15 protein-coding genes are annotated in these 16,641 nt (G+C 61.7%); 12 read left to right on the forward strand and 3 right to left on the reverse strand.

From position 1 onward, the window contains the following. Positions 1-134: 134 nt before the first annotated feature. The 4 genes from ACE3PP_RS04705 (at position 135) to ACE3PP_RS04720 (ending at position 4,794) form a co-directional block, all read left to right on the forward strand. Positions 135-1,013, forward strand: a complete 879-nt coding sequence (locus tag ACE3PP_RS04705) for a universal stress protein (protein WP_374378442.1) — start codon at positions 135-137, stop codon at positions 1,011-1,013. Between the two features lie 76 nt (positions 1,014-1,089). Continuing rightward, on the forward strand, positions 1,090-1,584 hold the full coding sequence (locus tag ACE3PP_RS04710) for a molybdopterin-dependent oxidoreductase (protein ID WP_374378445.1): 495 nt from the start codon (positions 1,090-1,092) through the stop codon (positions 1,582-1,584). A 12-nt stretch (positions 1,585-1,596) separates the two neighbouring features. After that, positions 1,597-3,072, forward strand: a complete 1,476-nt coding sequence (locus ACE3PP_RS04715; RefSeq protein ID WP_374378447.1) for a sensor histidine kinase — start codon at positions 1,597-1,599, stop codon at positions 3,070-3,072. A gap of 18 nt (positions 3,073-3,090) precedes the next feature. Then, positions 3,091-4,794 (forward strand): putative bifunctional diguanylate cyclase/phosphodiesterase, encoded by a 1,704-nt coding sequence (locus ACE3PP_RS04720; RefSeq protein WP_374378450.1) that lies wholly within the window; start codon positions 3,091-3,093, stop codon positions 4,792-4,794. On the opposite strand, the gene ACE3PP_RS04725 is transcribed toward ACE3PP_RS04720, so the two are convergent. Continuing rightward, entirely contained in the window at positions 4,781-5,716 is a 936-nt protein-coding gene (locus ACE3PP_RS04725; protein WP_374378452.1) for an aldose 1-epimerase, read from the reverse strand. The two genes, ACE3PP_RS04720 and ACE3PP_RS04725, sit on opposite strands and share 14 nt — an antisense overlap. Further along, positions 5,716-6,540 (reverse strand): IclR family transcriptional regulator, encoded by an 825-nt coding sequence (locus ACE3PP_RS04730; RefSeq protein ID WP_374378455.1) that lies wholly within the window; start codon positions 6,538-6,540, stop codon positions 5,716-5,718. The genes ACE3PP_RS04725 and ACE3PP_RS04730 overlap by 1 nt, the downstream gene beginning before the upstream one ends. Positions 6,541-6,670: 130 nt before the next feature. Between ACE3PP_RS04730 and ACE3PP_RS04735 the strand changes: the two genes are divergently transcribed. The 8 genes from ACE3PP_RS04735 to ACE3PP_RS04770 all read left to right on the forward strand — a co-directional run bounded on the left by ACE3PP_RS04735 (position 6,671) and on the right by ACE3PP_RS04770 (position 14,874). After that, a complete protein-coding gene (locus tag ACE3PP_RS04735; RefSeq protein ID WP_374378458.1) occupies positions 6,671-8,410 on the forward strand; it encodes an IlvD/Edd family dehydratase in 1,740 nt (579 codons plus the stop codon). A 16-nt stretch (positions 8,411-8,426) separates the two neighbouring features. Further along, positions 8,427-9,206 (forward strand): SDR family NAD(P)-dependent oxidoreductase, encoded by a 780-nt coding sequence (locus ACE3PP_RS04740; protein ID WP_374378461.1) that lies wholly within the window; start codon positions 8,427-8,429, stop codon positions 9,204-9,206. 27 nt (positions 9,207-9,233) lie between these two features. Then, positions 9,234-10,229: an AraD1 family protein gene (araD1, locus tag ACE3PP_RS04745; protein ID WP_374378464.1), complete on the forward strand. Its 996-nt coding sequence runs from the start codon at positions 9,234-9,236 to the stop codon at positions 10,227-10,229. A 50-nt stretch (positions 10,230-10,279) separates the two neighbouring features. Beyond that, on the forward strand, positions 10,280-11,323 hold the full coding sequence (locus ACE3PP_RS04750; RefSeq protein WP_374378467.1) for an ABC transporter substrate-binding protein: 1,044 nt from the start codon (positions 10,280-10,282) through the stop codon (positions 11,321-11,323). Positions 11,324-11,411: 88 nt separating this feature from the next. Next, the gene (locus ACE3PP_RS04755; RefSeq protein ID WP_374378470.1) at positions 11,412-12,515 is read left to right on the forward strand and encodes an ABC transporter ATP-binding protein; all 1,104 of its coding nucleotides are present in this window, start codon (positions 11,412-11,414) and stop codon (positions 12,513-12,515) included. Then, positions 12,494-13,375: an ABC transporter permease gene (locus tag ACE3PP_RS04760; RefSeq protein ID WP_374378473.1), complete on the forward strand. Its 882-nt coding sequence runs from the start codon at positions 12,494-12,496 to the stop codon at positions 13,373-13,375. Before ACE3PP_RS04755 ends, ACE3PP_RS04760 begins: the two co-directional genes overlap by 22 nt. Next, positions 13,372-14,157, forward strand: coding sequence for an ABC transporter permease (locus ACE3PP_RS04765; RefSeq protein ID WP_374378477.1), 786 nt, complete (start codon positions 13,372-13,374; stop codon positions 14,155-14,157). Before ACE3PP_RS04760 ends, ACE3PP_RS04765 begins: the two co-directional genes overlap by 4 nt. 240 nt (positions 14,158-14,397) lie before the next feature. Continuing rightward, positions 14,398-14,874 (forward strand): hypothetical protein, encoded by a 477-nt coding sequence (locus ACE3PP_RS04770; protein ID WP_374378480.1) that lies wholly within the window; start codon positions 14,398-14,400, stop codon positions 14,872-14,874. Here ACE3PP_RS04770 and ACE3PP_RS04775 read toward each other — a convergent pair. Further along, positions 14,871-16,619, reverse strand: coding sequence for a histidine kinase dimerization/phosphoacceptor domain -containing protein (locus ACE3PP_RS04775; RefSeq protein WP_374378482.1), 1,749 nt, complete (start codon positions 16,617-16,619; stop codon positions 14,871-14,873). The genes ACE3PP_RS04770 and ACE3PP_RS04775 overlap by 4 nt on opposite strands. Positions 16,620-16,641: the final 22 nt, after the last annotated feature.

The following is a 16,641-nucleotide window of genomic DNA, read 5'->3' on the forward strand; positions in this document are numbered from 1 at the left end:
GGAAATCTGGATTATGGATTTCCTGTACTTCAGAGACCCATTCGCCTGACCTAAATCAAAATTCACGACCGTCATGGCCGCTAAGATCACCTATCGTGCCGCCCGGATCGGGCGGGACGGGTATCGGAGCGGGTATGAAAAAAGGTCTGATCCTGGCGGTCGTGACGGGCGGTGCGATGGATTCCGATGTCCTGGAATCGGCGCTGGCCTATGCGCGCCTCTTCGACAGTCACGTAGAGGTTCTGCATCCGCGCCTCGATCCCTACCGCGTCCTTGCCGGTTTCATTGATGGCCTCAACGGCCTCGGCACCTCGGACATCGTCACGGGCATCCGCCAGGATATCGACCGGCGCCAGCATATCGCCCACGGCACATTCAATGGCTGGGTAGCGCGGCACGGCTTGCGGGTAGGAGCCGATATTTCTGAGAGTGCGGGCCCGCAGTCTGGCGACCAGCCGACTGCTTCCTGGCGATTGGGCGAAGGCACTTACGAAAACGCTATGTCGCAATATGGTCGCCTTGCCGATCTCATCGTTGTGGCGCAGCCAAGCGCCGCCGGACGTTCTGCACAGGACGCCGTCGTCGAGGCGGCGATCTTCGATACAGGGCGACCGGTCCTGTGCATTCCGGCAGGTCAGCGTGCTCTCGATCTTGGCAGTATCGCTATCCTATGGAACGGCAGTATCGAAGCCGCCCGTGCAATCGGCCAAACTATGCCAATCCTCTCTGCCGGCGGCAATGTCGTCGTCATGACCGGTGGAAAATGCGACGGTGTCGATCCGCGTGAACTCGTTGAGCGTTTGGTCCTACGCGGCATCGAAGCCCGTACGAGGCGCGTCAATCCAGGCGAGGAGTTCTCTCCTACAGCGCTGCTCGATGCACTCAATAACGGACATTTCGGCCTCGTTGTTATGGGCGGGTACGGCCACACGCGCCTGCGCGAGATGGTGTTGGGTGCCCTTACGCGCCACATGTTGGCAGAGGCAAAAATTCCCGTTTTGCTCGCGCACTAGCTCGGCAACTGCCAAGTATTTGGTAATCAATTCGTCGTATCGTCTGCTCGGTTATTCCTTGCTTGGAGCAGATGACATGAAACGCGTTTTCTCTTCCCTTGCAGGCATCGCGGCTGCGCTTTCAGTCGCGATCTTGCTGAGTGGAACCGCGGCGGCGCAAGATGACGTCATTCTCACGATCGAAGGCGCCATCAGCAAGGGATCAAGCGTTACCTTTACGCTTGCGCAACTCGACGCACTTGCGCAAACGGATATCAAGACGAAGACGCCATGGCATGACGGTGTTCGCACATTCACTGGCCCATCCCTGCGCCTCGTTCTTGATGCCGTCGGCGCGACCGGCGCCAACATCACCGCGCATGCACTCAACGACTATTCCGCCGATTTGCCGGTCGAAGATGCCGACAAGTTCGGTGTGATCCTGGCGACCCGCATGGATGGCGAGCTGCTGTCGATACGCGACAAGGGGCCGATCTTCGTCATCTACCCTTACGACAGCGATCCTGTTCTGCAGCACGACGTCTATTACACGCGGTCGGTCTGGCAGGTGGACAAGCTCACACTGAAATAGACCATACCGGAAATGCTGCGACCACCGATCGATCGACGGCTGTTCAGTCCGCTCAATATCACCCTCGCGGTGATGTTGGTCGGGCTGATCGGCTGCATCGTCACCTCCGGGCTTCTCTTCGAGAAACGGAAGCATATGGTGGAGTCCATTACCGCATCTGGCAGCGAGAATTTTACTTGGGCCTTCAACCAGCTCCGTGTCGAATTCTACCGCCTCCAGGCCTTGTCCGAAGGGGTCGACGATCGGCGCGACTCCCTTGCCGGCAAGGAATGGGAGCCGGCTCTGCGCAAACGCTACGAGATTTTCGTCAGCCGCGTGAACACGGTCGATATCGGGTCTTACCGTGGCATCATGATGGCCGAAAAGGTCTATGTCAGCTCTATGTCGTCGCTCACGGCCCTGGTCCGGCAGATGGATGAAGTGCTCGGTGGACCCAATGGCTTCAACATCGATGCCGTCGAGATCTACCTGCGTCGCAGTCGGGAAATCGCTCCCGAAATCGACGAGCTCACGGCCAAGGCCGTTGAGGTCGATTCCCGCCGCCTCGGCTCGATGCGTGACCTGTTGGTCACGCAGGAGCACTTTGAACGGATCAACCTCATCTTCCAGCTGATTATCCTGATCGCCTTTGCGGCGCTGGCATTCTATGGACTCTATCGCCAGGAGCGGCAGAAGCGCCATCTCGTCAAAGTCGCCACCGAACTGCGTCAAGCCCGTATCCGGTTTGAGCGCGAGGAAGAGGCAAAGCTCGAAGCCCTTCAGCGTGCACTGGTGGAGGAGCAACGCAACAGCCAGATGCAGCGCCGCTTCGTCTCGATGGCCTCGCATGAATTCCGCACACCGCTCGCCATCATCGACAGCACGGCGCAGCGCATGCTGCGCAAGCTCGATCGCATGACACCAGAGGACATTACCGACCGAGTCAATCGCATCCGCCAGACCGTCGGGCGCATGGGCGAGCTTATCGAGACGATGTTGGAAGCGGGGCGCTCCCAGGAAGGTCGGACCGAATTCAACCCGTCCCAAATCGATGTCGGCGCCGTCATTCGCCATACTGTGAAGCGACAGCGCGACATCACCCGCGATCACATAATCGTCGACGAGTATGAAGCATTGCCGGCATTGTGCCAGGGCGACGCGCGTCTCCTGGATCACATCATGGTCAATCTGCTGGCCAATGCGGTCAAATATTCGCCAAAAGACAGTGAGATATTCGTTCGGGCGGTTGGCGAAAATGGTGAAATCAGGATCTCGGTGACCGACAACGGCGTCGGCATTCCGGCCGATGAAATCAAACATATCGGTGAGACTTTCTTTCGCGCATCGACTTCGGCAGGCATTCCCGGCACGGGCGTCGGCCTCAATCTGGTGAAGAAATTCGTTGCGTTGCATGGTGGTTCTTTGGAGATCAACTCGCGCGTCGGCATCGGCACCACGTTTACGGTGCGCTTGCCGATCGTTGCCGCCGGCGACGCGGCGGCGGCATAGTCAGCACAGGTGGACAGGATGGAAAACGGCGGCAACGGAATAACAATTCTCTGTGCTGAAGATGAGCCGGAGTTGCGCGAAGACATCATCGGTGAGCTCAGGGATGCCGGCTATTCGGTGATCGAGGCCGCCAATGGCGAAGATGCCCTGATGGCGATCACGACACTGGCGCCCGATATCGTGCTGTGCGACATCAACATGCCGCGCATGACGGGCCTTGAGGTGCTGGAGCAAGTGCGCGCCTCCGACAGCGAGGCGGCGGATGTCCCTTTCATCTTCCTCACCGCCTATGGCGAGAAGAGCGACCTCATCAGGGGCAAGAAGCTCGGCGCCGACGACTATCTGATCAAGCCGATCGATTTCGACGTGCTCCTGACAACCGTCTCATCGCGGCTGGAATCCGTCGTGCGGGCAAAGCGCCGGGTGGTCAGCAAGGCGCAGCAGCTCGAGCGCGATCTGTCCGATTATCTGGCGACCGGGTCAACCTCGACCAGTCTGCCCAATGCCGAACATCTGCGCGGCGTTCTGCAGCAGAAGAATTTTCCGGACAGCATGCTGGTCTTGGCCAGCATCGACGCCTATCACCGCTTTACGCCGCAATTCGGCAGCCAGGCAGCCAAGCTGCTGCTGGAGCAATACCTGGCGGGCCTTGGCGCGAGCTCCGGCGACATGGCAGCGCATCTTTATCAGATCGAGACCGATGTCTTTGCGCTCCTGGTCGAGGGCAATCACGATTGGGACGGAATCACCCGCAAGGTCGGAGCGCTGGTCGACACCACGCTGGAAGTGACGGGAATCCGCCTGCCGGTGACGTCGACCATCGTCATTGCTGAGTATCGCGAGGGAGATGCACGCCTGCCGCTCAATATGCTGGAAGATGCGCTGCTCGCCCTGCGCTTCTCGCGTCGTGATGGTGGGCACAGTTTGGTCCGCGTCGACGATCCGGTGCGCGACCATTTGCAGGTCATGCAGTTCATCGAGGACAATATCGGCAAGGCGATCGCCAAGGACGAATTGTTCCTGGCCTTCCAGCCCAAGGTCAGCATGACGGACCGGCGCGTTGTCGGTGCCGAGGCGCTGATCCGCTGGCAGAGTCCGGAACGCGGCCTCATTTCCCCCGGCCTCTTCATCCCGATCGTCGAGAAGACCGGCTTCGTCGACCGGGTCAGCGACTGGGTCCTCAACCATGCCGCCAAGTCCGCGCGTCAATTGCAGGATGCGGGCCTGCCGACCAAGATCGCGGTCAATGCCTCGGGTGCGGAACTCCACAGCAATTTCGTCAGCCGCGTCGATGGCGCTCTTGGCGCGCATCAGATGGGGCCCAGCGGTCTCGAGGTGGAAATCACCGAAACCTCGGTCATTCTCGACATGGACTTCGCGGCCAACGTGACGCGTGAGCTGCGCGGCAAGGGTGTCAGTGTCGTGGTCGATGATTTCGGCACCGGCTATTCGTCGCTGTCCTACCTGCGCACCTTTCCGCTCGACGGCGTCAAGATCGACCAGAGCTTCGTGCGCGGTATCACGACCAATGCCATCGACCGGCAGATCGTCGAAAGCGTCATCGGCCTGGCGCGGGCCATCGGCCTTGCCACGGTCGCCGAAGGCGTCGAAACACAGGAACAGTTCGACCTGCTGCGGGATATGGGCTGCGACATCGCCCAGGGTTATCTCATCGCCAAGCCGCTGGTGCTGGACGATCTGATGAAGTTCATCCGCTCGTAACCGGTTCCGCCGTGAATCGCACAATTGCCTCCACGGTGGCGCCGGGCGCCAGAACGATGAGCCCGTTGTCGGCGCGGTCGAGGTTGACGGCATCGGTGATGTTGCTGACGGGCTCCGCGCAGAAATAGGGCGCCATGCCGGTGGCACTTTCCGCTGCCTGGGTTGCCTGATCCGGCACATAGACGACCAGTTGGCCAAGACTCTCGGACGCCGCCATGACGAGGCGGGTCTGCCATTCAGGCCAATCGATCTCCGCCCGTCCGCCGAATCCGGTGAACACATTGTCGATCACGACATCCCGCATGGTGAGACCGCGATTGAGGTCATAGGTGGCCGGTACACCGACATGCTCCGTCGGCATCACATCGCGGTCCGCGTTCCAATAACCGGTGACTGTGGCGGTGAGACGCGCCCCGCCGCCGCGCGGAAAATAGGGGTGAAGACCGAACCCGAACGGCATCGCGCGATGGTCGCGGTTGCGGGCCAATAGGGTGACGCTGAGACCGTCCGCATCGAGGGCGAAGCTTTGCCGCGCTTCATAGGCGAAGGGCCAGCCCGGGTCCTGCGCCGGATCGTGGGTGAAGCCGATCGTGGCCTGCGCCGACGCGCGCTCCAGCACATTCCAGTTCCGCTGCCAGCCATGACCGTGCTGCGGGTTGGACTCCTCGGTATTCATCGGCAGCTGATAGTCGACACCCTCGAAGGTGAATCGCCCGCGCCGGATGCGGTTGGAATAGGGAAAGAGCGGGAAGCAGGCCGCATCGCCGCTGTTGCCGGCGGCAATCGCAGTCTCGCTCATCGGTCGCATCAAATCGAGACGGCGCCCATCGGGGTGCCGCCACGTGAATTGCGCAATCGCGCCGCCAATCTCCGGCCGCAGCGACAGCGCATAGGGGCCGGCTTCCAAGCGCACTTCCGCCATCACGCCACCCGGCGCAACGCCCAGGCATCGCTGCTGCCCAGCCCGCCCATATGCCGCGACAATTGATCGGCATAGCCGATGAGGATGGCGGCCAGCTGTTCCTGCCGCTCGCCGCCTGAATTCTGCTTGAGCCCGGTAATGCTGATGGCGCCGACGGCATTCCCGGTGCGGTCGAAGACGCAGGTGCCGATGCACACGACGCCTTCGGTATCCTCCTCGTCATCCACCGCATAGCCGCGCAGCACGATGCGGTCGAGATCGGCGCGCAAAGCATCCGGCGTCGTCAGCGTGTGCGGCGTCCGGCGCGGCAGCCCGACCGCATCGATGATGGCCTTGGCCTGATGGCGGGGAAGCGCCGCCAGCATCGCCTTGCCGACCGCCGAGGAATGCGGCAGTTCGCGCCGGCCGAGGGCCGCATCGAAGCGAACGGCGCCCGGCGCATCGGCGCGGCCGATGACGACGGCATAGCCATCATCCATGATGGCGACGCGGCTGGTCAGCCCCACTTCGCGGGTGAGGGCGCGCAACACCGGCATGGCGATGTCGGCGAGCGCGATATTGGCGATGGCCAGATCGCCCATGCGGGCGAGCGACATGCCGAGCCGATAGCGCTTGGTCGGTCCCTCGCCGATCGCCGAAATAAAGCCGCGCGACTGGAAGGTCTGCAGGATGGCGTAGGTCGCGGCCTTGGAGAGGCCGAGCCCCAAGGCCAGGTCGGTCAGCCGCCCGCCGTCGCGGCCGGCACGGGCCAGCAGTTCCAATAGGTCCAGGGCACGGCCCAGGCTCTGTACGCGATATCGTTCGTCCTGGCTTTCTTTCGCCACGTGATTGACTTCCTGCATCTCTCAGCCTTACAGTCATGGTCATGCGAAACAGTGTTTCGTGATACCAAACAAAAATCGGGCGAGCAAGTGCCGATCCGGGACAAAACAACAGGGCAGGCGGAGTAGGGACATGGCCAAGTGGCCGCGCAAGCTGCGATCGGCGGAATGGTTCGGCGGTCAGGGCAAGAATGCCTTCATGCATCGCTCATGGATGAAGAATGAGGGCCTGCCGGCAGATGTCTTCGACGGGCGCCCGGTCATCGGCATCTGCAACACCTATTCCGAACTCACCCCCTGCAATGCGCATCTGCGCAACCTCGCCGATCATGTGAAGCGCGGCGTCTATGAAGCGGGCGGCCTGCCGCTCGAATTTCCGGTGATGTCTCTGGGCGAATCCAATTTGCGCCCGACCGCGATGATGTTCCGCAACCTCGCCTCAATGGATGTCGAGGAATCGATCCGCGGCAACCCGATGGACGGCGTCATCCTATTGGTCGGCTGCGACAAGACCACACCGGCACTTCTCATGGGCGCTGCCTCCTGCGACCTGCCCACCATCGCCGTCTCCGGCGGGCCGATGCTCAACGGCAATTTCCGTGGCGCCCCCATCGGTTCGGGCACCCATGTCTGGAAAGTGTTCGAGGACGTGAAGGCCGGCCGCCTCTCGATCGAGGATTTTCTTGCCGCCGAACAGGGGCAAAGCCGCTCGGCCGGCTCCTGCATGACGATGGGCACGGCCTCGACGATGGCCAGCATGGTCGAAGCGCTGGGCATCGGCCTTCCGGACAATGCCGCCATTCCGGCGGTTGATGCGCGCCGCAACGTGCTGGCGCATCTCGCCGGCCGGCGCATCGTCGATCTGGTGAAGGAGGATGTGCCGATGTCGCAGATCCTCACCAAGCAGGCGTTCGAGAACGCGATCCGCGTCAACGGCGCCATCGGCGGTTCGACCAATGCCGTCATTCATCTGATTGCGGTGGCGCGCCGCCTCGGCATCGATCTCTCGCTCGATGATTGGGACCGGCTCGGTCGCGGCGTTCCCACCATCGTCGATCTGCTGCCCTCCGGCCGCTTCCTGATGGAGGAATTCTATTACGCGGGCGGTCTCAAGGCGGTGATGAAGGCGCTGGCCGAGGCCGGCATGCTGCATCTGGATGCCGCGAGCGTCGCCGGCGGCACCATCGCCGATGTCATCAAGGATGCCCCCAATTACAACAAGGAAGTGATCCGCGATCTCGGCAATCCGCTGACGCCGGAAGGTGGCATCGCGGTGCTGCGCGGCAATCTCGCCCCCAATGGTGCGGTCATCAAACCGTCGGCCGCAACACCAGCCTTGATGCAGCACAAAGGCCGTGCCGTCGTCTTCGAAACCATCGAGCATTACCATGCCCGTGTCGACGATCCGGATCTCGACATCGACGAGACCTGCGTCATGGTGCTGAAGAATTGCGGTCCGCGCGGCTATCCCGGCATGGCCGAGGTCGGCAACATGCCGCTCCCGGCGAAACTCCTCAAGAAGGGCATTACCGACATGGTGCGCATATCCGATGCGCGCATGAGCGGCACGGCTTTCGGCACCGTCGTCCTCCACACCGCGCCTGAAGCAGCCCTTGGCGGCCCCCTGGCCTTGGTGAGCGATGGCGACATGATCGAGCTCGATGTTGCCGGCCGGCGCCTTCACCTCGATGTGCCGGAGGCGGAACTCGCCGCGCGGAAGGCTGCCTGGCAGCCGCCGATCCCGACCGGCACGGCGACGGGCAGCGGCTATGCCAAGCTCTTCGTCGATCATGTCCTGCAGGCCGATCGCGGCTGCGATTTCGACTTCCTCGTCGGCCAGCGCGGCGCCGGCGTCCCCCGGCAATCACACTAGAACATAGCAAAAAACCATGACCGGCCTCATCGACCAGCCAGCCATCTATCCCAGCCTCAAGGACCGCGTCGTCTTCGTCACGGGCGGTGGCAGCGGCATTGGCGAAAGCATCGTGACGCATCTCTGCCAGCAGGGGGCCAAGGTCACTTTCGTCGATATTGCAGCCGATGCGTCCAAGGCCGTGTGCGATCGCATCGCGGCGGCCGGCCATGCGCGGCCCGATTTCATCAAATGCGATCTCCGCGACATCGAAGCCCTGCGCGGGGCCATTGCGGCGACGGCCGCGAAACATGGCCCCATCCGCGTCCTCGTCAACAATGCCGGCAATGACGATCGGCATCGCAGCGAGGATGTGACGCCCGAATATTGGGACGACCGCATGGCGGTCAACGTCCGCCACCAATTCTTCGCCGCACAGGCCGTGCGCCCCATGATGCGCGATGCCGGCGGTGGATCGATCATCAATTTCGGCTCGATCACCTGGCTGGTGGGTGACGGCGATTGCCCCGGCTATGTCACGTCGAAGGCGGCCATCACGGGCATGACGCGCGCTCTTGCGCGCGAGTTCGGGCCCGAACGCATCCGCGTCAATTGCGTTCTGCCGGGCTGGGTGATGACCGACCGGCAGGTCAAACTGTGGCTCAACGAGGCGGGCGAGCGCCAGATCGACGATCGCCAATGCCTCAAGGACCGGCTGTTTCCGGCTGATATCGCGCGCATGGTGCTGTTTCTGGCTGCCGACGACAGCCGCATGTGCGCTTCGCAAAATTTCATTGTCGATGGTGGTTGGGTCTAACGGACCCGACATAAGGGAGCAAGAACCATGCGCCTCATTCAATATTTCCGGGACGGTCACCGCCATGTCGGCTGGGTCCAGCCGGACGGCGATCACGCCAAGGAGATCGGTCAGGTATCGAGTGTCTTCGAACTTGCCAATCTGGCCATCGCCCGCCAGTCAAACATCGCAGCATTGGTCAAGGAGTTGGCGACCGACCGCACGGTCGACTATGCCGAACTCCTGGCCAAAAAGCAGGTGATGGCGCCGCTCGAACATCCCGAGCCCGCGCGCTTCTTCATCACCGGTACGGGCCTTACCCATATCGGCAGCGCCTCGGCCCGCAACAAGATGCATATCGCGACACATGGCGACGGTGCGCCTGAATCGGATTCGATGAAGATCTTTCGCATGGGTCTTTCCGGTGGCAAGCCTGACGCGGGCCAGATCGGCATCCAGCCGGAATGGTTCTACAAGGGTGTCGGCACTTGCGTTCTGGCGCCGGGCGAGGATATCCCCCTGCCGGCCTTTGCGCTTGCCGGCGCCGAAGAAGCCGAGATCGTCGGCCTCTACATCGTCGGTCCCGACGGCGCGCCCTATCGCATCGGTTACACGCTGGGGAATGAATTCTCGGACCATGTGACCGAGGCGCAGAACTATCTCTACACCCAGCATTCCAAGCTCCGCGCCTGTTCGATGGGCCCGGAACTGCTCGTGGGCGACCTGCCCGACGATGTGCGCGGCAAGTCGCGCATCCTGCGCGACGGCAAGGTTCTGTGGGAGGAAGACTTTCTCTCCGGTGAAAAGAACATGTCGCATTCCATCGCCAATCTGGAGCACTATCATTTCCGTTATTCGATGTTCCGGCGACCGGGCGATCTCCACGCCTATTTCTTCGGCGCGGCAGTCATGTCCTATGCCTCGGGCATCAAGACCCAGGTGGGTGATGTATTCGAGATCGAGGCCAGTGCCTTCGGCAAAACGCTCCGCAACAAAATGGTGGCGGTGCCGGACGAAGGCCTGGTGACGGTAAAGGTTCTCTAAAGACATCAACGAAGAATGATGCAGTCGAACAACCAACAAGGAGGGTCAATATGTTTGGGAAACTGGTGAAGCGCGGATTGCCGCTGATGGCCGGCCTCTGCGTCCTGATGGGAACCGGGGTGCTGGGGGTTTCTGCCGCCGACGCCAAGGAACTGCGCGTCCTCGCTTGGCAAGGCTATGCCGACGATGATTGGGTCAAGGAATTCGAACAGAAGACCGGTGCCGACGTCAGCGTCGTCTTCATCGGCACCGATGACGAGATCTGGGCCAAGATCAAGGGCTCGGAAGGCAAGGATTTCGATCTCTTCGCCGTCAACACGGCGCAGCTGCAGCGCTACATCGATGCCGGCCTCACCACGCCGATCGATCTCGACAAGATCCCGAACCAGAAGAGCCAGCTGCCGATCTTCAACGACCTCACGAAAGTCAAAGGCGTGATGCGTGACGGCAAGGTTCACGCCATCCCGTTCTGCTTCGATTCAATCGGCCTCATCTACGACACCAACAAGGTGAAGACGCCGCCCACCTCGATGGATATCCTCTGGGATCCGCAGTACAAGGGCAAGGTACTCGCCTACGACAATGGCGAGCATAACTTCTCCTTCACCGCCCTTACCCTCGGCATCGCGGATCCATTCCATCTCTCGCCCGAGCAGATGGACACGATCAAGAAGAAGCTCACCGATCTGAAGAGCAACGTCCTGTCCTTCTATTCGACCGCCGACGAGGCCCTGCAGATCTATCAGAGCAACGATGTGGCGCTCATCTGGGCCAATTACGGCCAGCAGCAGGTGAAAGCCATGAAGGATGCCGGTGCGCCAATCGCCTATGTGAACCCCAAGGAAGGCGCTCTTGCCTGGCTCGATACCTGGGCGCTGACCAGCGGTGTCGAGGACAAGGAACTGGCCGAGGAGTGGATCAACTTCCTTCTCCAGAAGCAGATCGGTGAGCAGCTGTCGCAGCGCACCGGCTTCGGCAACACCGTGGCGCCTTCGGCCAACGCCGCGCCGGATGACAAGCTCATCTATCTCGAGGCGGTCGAAGATCCGACCAAGCGCGCCGATCTCTGGAACGAGATCAAGGCCGCTCAGTAACGTCTTTTGAACCGGCCCCCTTGCTCCGCCGAAACGGGGTGAGGGGGCTTCGATTTATCAAATCCGAACAATTGAACGCACCGCAAACATGACCGCTGACAGATTGCTGCTGGAACTGAAAGCCGTCTCGAAGAGCTTCGGACAGACCGAGGTTCTGCAGCGGATCGATCTTGCCGTGAAGGACGGCGAGTTCATCACCATCCTGGGCCCGTCCGGTTCCGGCAAGACCACGATCCTGCGCATGATCGGCGGCTTCGAAAATCCCAGCAGTGGTGAAATCCTCCTCGACGGCGCCGACATCAGCGGCTTGCCCATCAACAAGCGGCCGTTCAACACGGTCTTCCAGGATTATGCGCTTTTCCCGCACATGAGCGTTGCCGCCAATGTCGGCTACGGCCTCAAGGTGCGCGGCGTGCGCCAATCGGAAATCGACTCTCGCGTTGGCGAAGCACTCGACCTCGTGCAGCTGCGCGATTTTGCGCGCCGCCTGCCGGGGCAGCTTTCCGGTGGCCAGCGCCAGCGCGTGGCTTTGGCGCGCGCCATCATCTGCCGGCCGCGCCTCATTCTTCTCGACGAACCGCTCGCCGCACTCGATGTCGAATTGCGCCGCCAGATGCAGCTCTTCCTCAAGGACATTCAGCGCGAAATCAAGACGACTTTCCTGTTCGTTACCCACGATCAGGAAGAGGCGATCTCGATGGCTGATCGCATCTGCGTCATGAACAGCGGCCATATTCAGCAATTGGGCACGGCGCACGAAGTCTATTACCGCCCCGCCAACCAGTTTGTGGCCCGGTTCTTCGGTGACAACAATCTGGTCGAAGGCCGCCTCGGCCCAGCGCACGGCGACACCCGCGCCATCGAGACGGCGTTGGGCACGCTTCACTGCGCCATCGACGGTCAGCCGCATCTTGCCGCAGCGCCCGTGGGCGCGGCCGCTTTTGCTGTCTTCCGGCCGGAAGCTGTGGCGCTCGCACCCCTTGCCGGCGAGGCACCGAACATGGCGCAGGGCATCGTCTCCGACATCAGCTTTGCCGGGGCGCACACTCTTGCCAATATCGCCGCCGGCAGCGGTGGCGCGACCGCGCTGCGGTTGCGTTTCCCCAGCCGCGTTGAAGGCATTGCGCTGAAGCCAGGCGATGTCGCCAATCTTTATTGGCGTGCGGCCGAATGCCGTCTCGTGCTGGTGTGACGATGGCAGGCGCGGCGAACAGGGAGATTTCCTGGCCGGCGCGGTTGGCGGTCTTTGCCTATCCGCTCGCTTTCATTCTCTTCCCGCTCGTCGGGTTCCTTGCCTACAGCTTCTTCTGGACCGAACAGGGGCAGATGAGCTACGCGCTCACCTTGCGCAACTATATCCGCTTCTTCACCGATCCCGTCTTCCTGCCGGTCCTGTTGCAGACCTGCATTCTTTGCCTCGAAGTGGCGGGCCTGACCGTGCTTGCAGGCTATCCGGTTGCCTATTTCCTGGCCGGCTTGCGCGGCCGCAAGCGCTATGTGCTCCTCATGCTGCTGCTGGTGCCACTCTTGATGAGCTATGTCATCAAGATCTACGCCATCCGCTCGATCCTCGGTGGCAACGGCGTGCTCAACCGGACCCTGCTGTGGCTGGGAATCATCGACGAGCCGTTGACCGTCTTTGTCTTCAACTTGAACGCCGTGCTGCTGACACTCACCGTTCTTCTCATTCCCTTTGCCGTGCTGCCGATCTTCCTGTCGCTCGAACGCATCCCGAAATCGCTCATGGATGCTTCGGCGGATCTGGGGGCGAGCAGCCTGCAAACCTTCGGGCGCGTGATCCTGCCCTTGAGCCTGCCCGGTGTCGTCACCGCGCTCACCTTCGTCTTCGTTCTGGCCATTGGCGATTTCCTGACACCGCAGATGGTGGGCGGGCAAAGCGGCTTCACCTTCGGGCGCATCATCTACAGCCAGTTCGGCACCGCCTTCAACTGGCCCTTCGGCGCCGCGCTGTCGGTGATCCTTGCCATCGTCGTCATTGTGGCCATCGGCATCAGCGCCGTCTTCGGCCGCGACCGGAGCAAGCCGCAATGACGCGCGATACGGGACGGCAATATTGGTTGGCGGCCATCACCGGCTTCGTCTTCATCCTGCTTTACGGGCCGATCTTCGTGCCGATCGCCTCGTCATTCTTTATGTTGAAGCAGGGTGTGGTCGATTGGCAGCAGCCCACCGCTTCAGCTTATGTGACGCTTGTCTCCAACGAGGGCATTCTCATCGCGCTGCGCAACACGCTGATGGTCGGCGCCGCCGCCGTCATCTGTTCCCTCGTTCTCGGCATTGCCGCGGCCCTCTATGTGAACGGTGGGCGTTCGCGGGGCCGGCAGGTCTTGCAGTTCATCATCTTCCTGCCGTTCCTGATGCCGCCGATCATCACCGGCCTGTCGCTCCTCATCTATTTCCGCGAGATCGAATTCGACCGCTCATTGGTAACCGTCATCATCGGGCACACGGTCTTCGTGCTGGCGCTCGTCTATCGAACCCTGCTCGTCCGCCTGCAATCGCTGAGCCGCTCACTGGTCGAAGCGTCCTACGATCTCGGCGCCAGTTCGTGGCAGACCTTCCGCTATGTGCTGCTCCCCAACCTCACCTCGGCGATGATCGGGGCGGGGATCCTCGCCTTCGCCTTGTCGTTCGATGAAACGATGATCACGCTGCTGGTGACGGGGACCGACAATACGCTGCCCATCCGCCTTTGGGCGATGATGCGGCTCGGGTTCACGCCGGACATCAATGCCCTGGTGGCCCTGATCCTGGCCTTCACGACGCTCCTCTGCCTGCTCGCCGCCCGCTATCTGATGCCGCGCTCGGAGTGACGCTTATTCTACATTGTAGAATATGACCCTCCCGCCAAAGCGGTCTTTTCAATCCTTAACGCGCCCGTTTCCGCCCAAAGCGCCATCGTCTGTGACCTTGCGTTCCGCGCGACGGAACTCTGTACTGGCTGGATGGTTCTAACTGGAACCGAGGTCCCTATCGACCCGGTCGGGCAACTGTGCCCTCTGCATTTCCAATGGCCTTGTCACTGAAGGCCGGCGCAGGAAGTTGGAGGTAGAATGACCAAAATTCGCGCTGCGGGATCTTTCGAAGATGCCACCCTGGATGCGCTGCGTATCCTGGGTGTCACCAACGCGGCCAAGGCCGCCAATCTTTCGCCCAAGACGATTCGGGACTATTCCGACCCCGACCGGGCCGGGCGGCCGACGCTTGTGAAATCGGTACTGCTCGATGCCGCCTGCTATGCCAAGGTGGGGCGGGCGCCATTCCTTGAAGCCTATACCAAGCAGCTCTCGGCGGCGACAAGCCAAGCGCCCCGCGAGGCTGGCGATGTGCTCGCCGAGGCGCTGGACCTGCCGGGTGCCATCGGGCGGTTGCTGGACGTCATTCGCAAATCGCGAAGCCCGACCTCGCCGCAAGGGGTGAAGCTGTCGCCCAATGAAGGGTCGACCATCGTCAACGAAATCAAGGCGCCGCGCCAAGAGCTTGACGAACTGGAATATGCGGTCATCGCCGCGGCCAAGCCGAACTCCTAGGCGGGCGATCTATCCGTCACTTGTCCTGCGGGACGAATGTTGAAGTCGATGTGCGTCGTCGAGCCCGGTGGGCCGGCGACGTTCATTTTTCCACCCAGTTGCTTGGCAAAGGCGGCGATGAGGGTGGCGCCCATGGTCGTGCTGGCGTCGGCTTCCGCAATCGTCGCGGGCCCAATGCCGTCGTCGATGATGCTGAGATGGGCATCGCCGGCACCGTCGACCACCATTTCGATATCGATCCGGCCGCGGCGCTGATCCGGAAAGGCGTGCTTCAGGCTGTTCGTCAGGATCTCGGTCGTCAGCAAGGCCAGCGGCACCGCGCGGTCACCGGACATGCGCAAGGCCGGCACCGCGACGTTGATGGTGACGCGCCGCGCCGATACCCCGGATGCATCCTGCAGCAAGGAGCAGAGATTGCGCATGAAGGGCGCCAGGTCGATCTCTTTCAGATCCTCGCTTTCGTAGAGATGCCGGTGCACCAACGCCAAAGCGTTGATGCGGACCTGAAGATCCGTGAATGCCTGGCGGAATGAATCGCCACGCGGCACGCGGGCGTAGAGGTTGAGGAGGCTGGTGACGATCTGCAGGTTATTCTTCACCCGGTGATGAATCTCGCGAAGCATCAATTGCTTCTGTCTCAGCGTCTCGCGCAGATCCGCTTCGCGATGCTCAAGCCGGGTCGCCATCGATTTCAGATTCTCACCAAGCTGCCAGATTTCGATCGGCGCACCGCGCAACTCCGATTGAGTGTCGAGCCTGCCCAAGGCCATCGCATCGGCGGCACGGGTGAGCTTCTCAGTCCATTTGGTGACGAGGAGGCGCGCGCCCAGGATCGCGGCCATCATCCCGGCGATGGAGACAAGGCACAGAATGCCGATCTGCACCAGGAGGTCGCGCCGCAAGGGGTCTACCACGGCCGCCCGGGGTATGCTGAGGAGAACGAACAAGCTGTCGTTTCCCAAGGCGTTTGCGGCATAGATACGGGCTGTTCCATCGCGGCCGTCAGCGTCGAGGAGGCGTTGCTTGCCGTGGAGGATGGCCTCCATCTCGGCTGCGGCCGGCAAGCGTGTCGTGGCTTCCGCTTCGCTTGCCGAACTGACCAGAATACGACCGTCGCGGTCGACGAGCGTTACCTCGGCAATGCCTGGCAAGCCCGGCTCTTGTCCGATGGCGGAAAGCCAGTTGAGGCGGATGCCGAGGGAAACCGCGCCTTTCATGACGCCATCGACATCATATACCGGCGCGGCAAAGGAGATGATCGGCTCCTTCAATGCGGGCGAACTCAGATAGCCGCTGATGGTGGCGGCCCCCGTCTTCTTGACCGTCGCAAACCAAGCGCGCTGCGAAACATTGATGATCTGTCTCTTAGGATCCCACTGGCAACGCGGCGTGCCGGCCAGGTCATAGAGTACGGCGCCACCGTAAGGCGGGAACGGTTTGATGGCGCGGTAAAACGCATCGTTGCAGGCATCTTGCAGGCGTGGATCTGCTGAACCGCGAACGGCCGCGAGCACGTTCTCGTCGGTGGTCAAGCTCTGCACGATTTGCTGCGATTGCCACAGCAGATTTGACTCATAATTGGAAGCAAGCGCGGCGAATTGTTGCATCGCCTCGCGCGCGGTCCGCATCTGGCTGCGGTATTCACCGATCGCCGCCCAGATGCCGAAACCGCTCGGTACCATCAGCACGATTGCAAACAGTAGAATCAGGCGGTGCCGCAACGGCTGGAAGAGAGAAGCGATCATCTGGTCCGACCTTCCCAGCTGC

The sequence above is a fragment of the Dongia sp. genome (genome assembly GCF_041910485.1).
Taxonomy (GTDB): Bacteria; Pseudomonadota; Alphaproteobacteria; order Dongiales; family Dongiaceae; genus Dongia.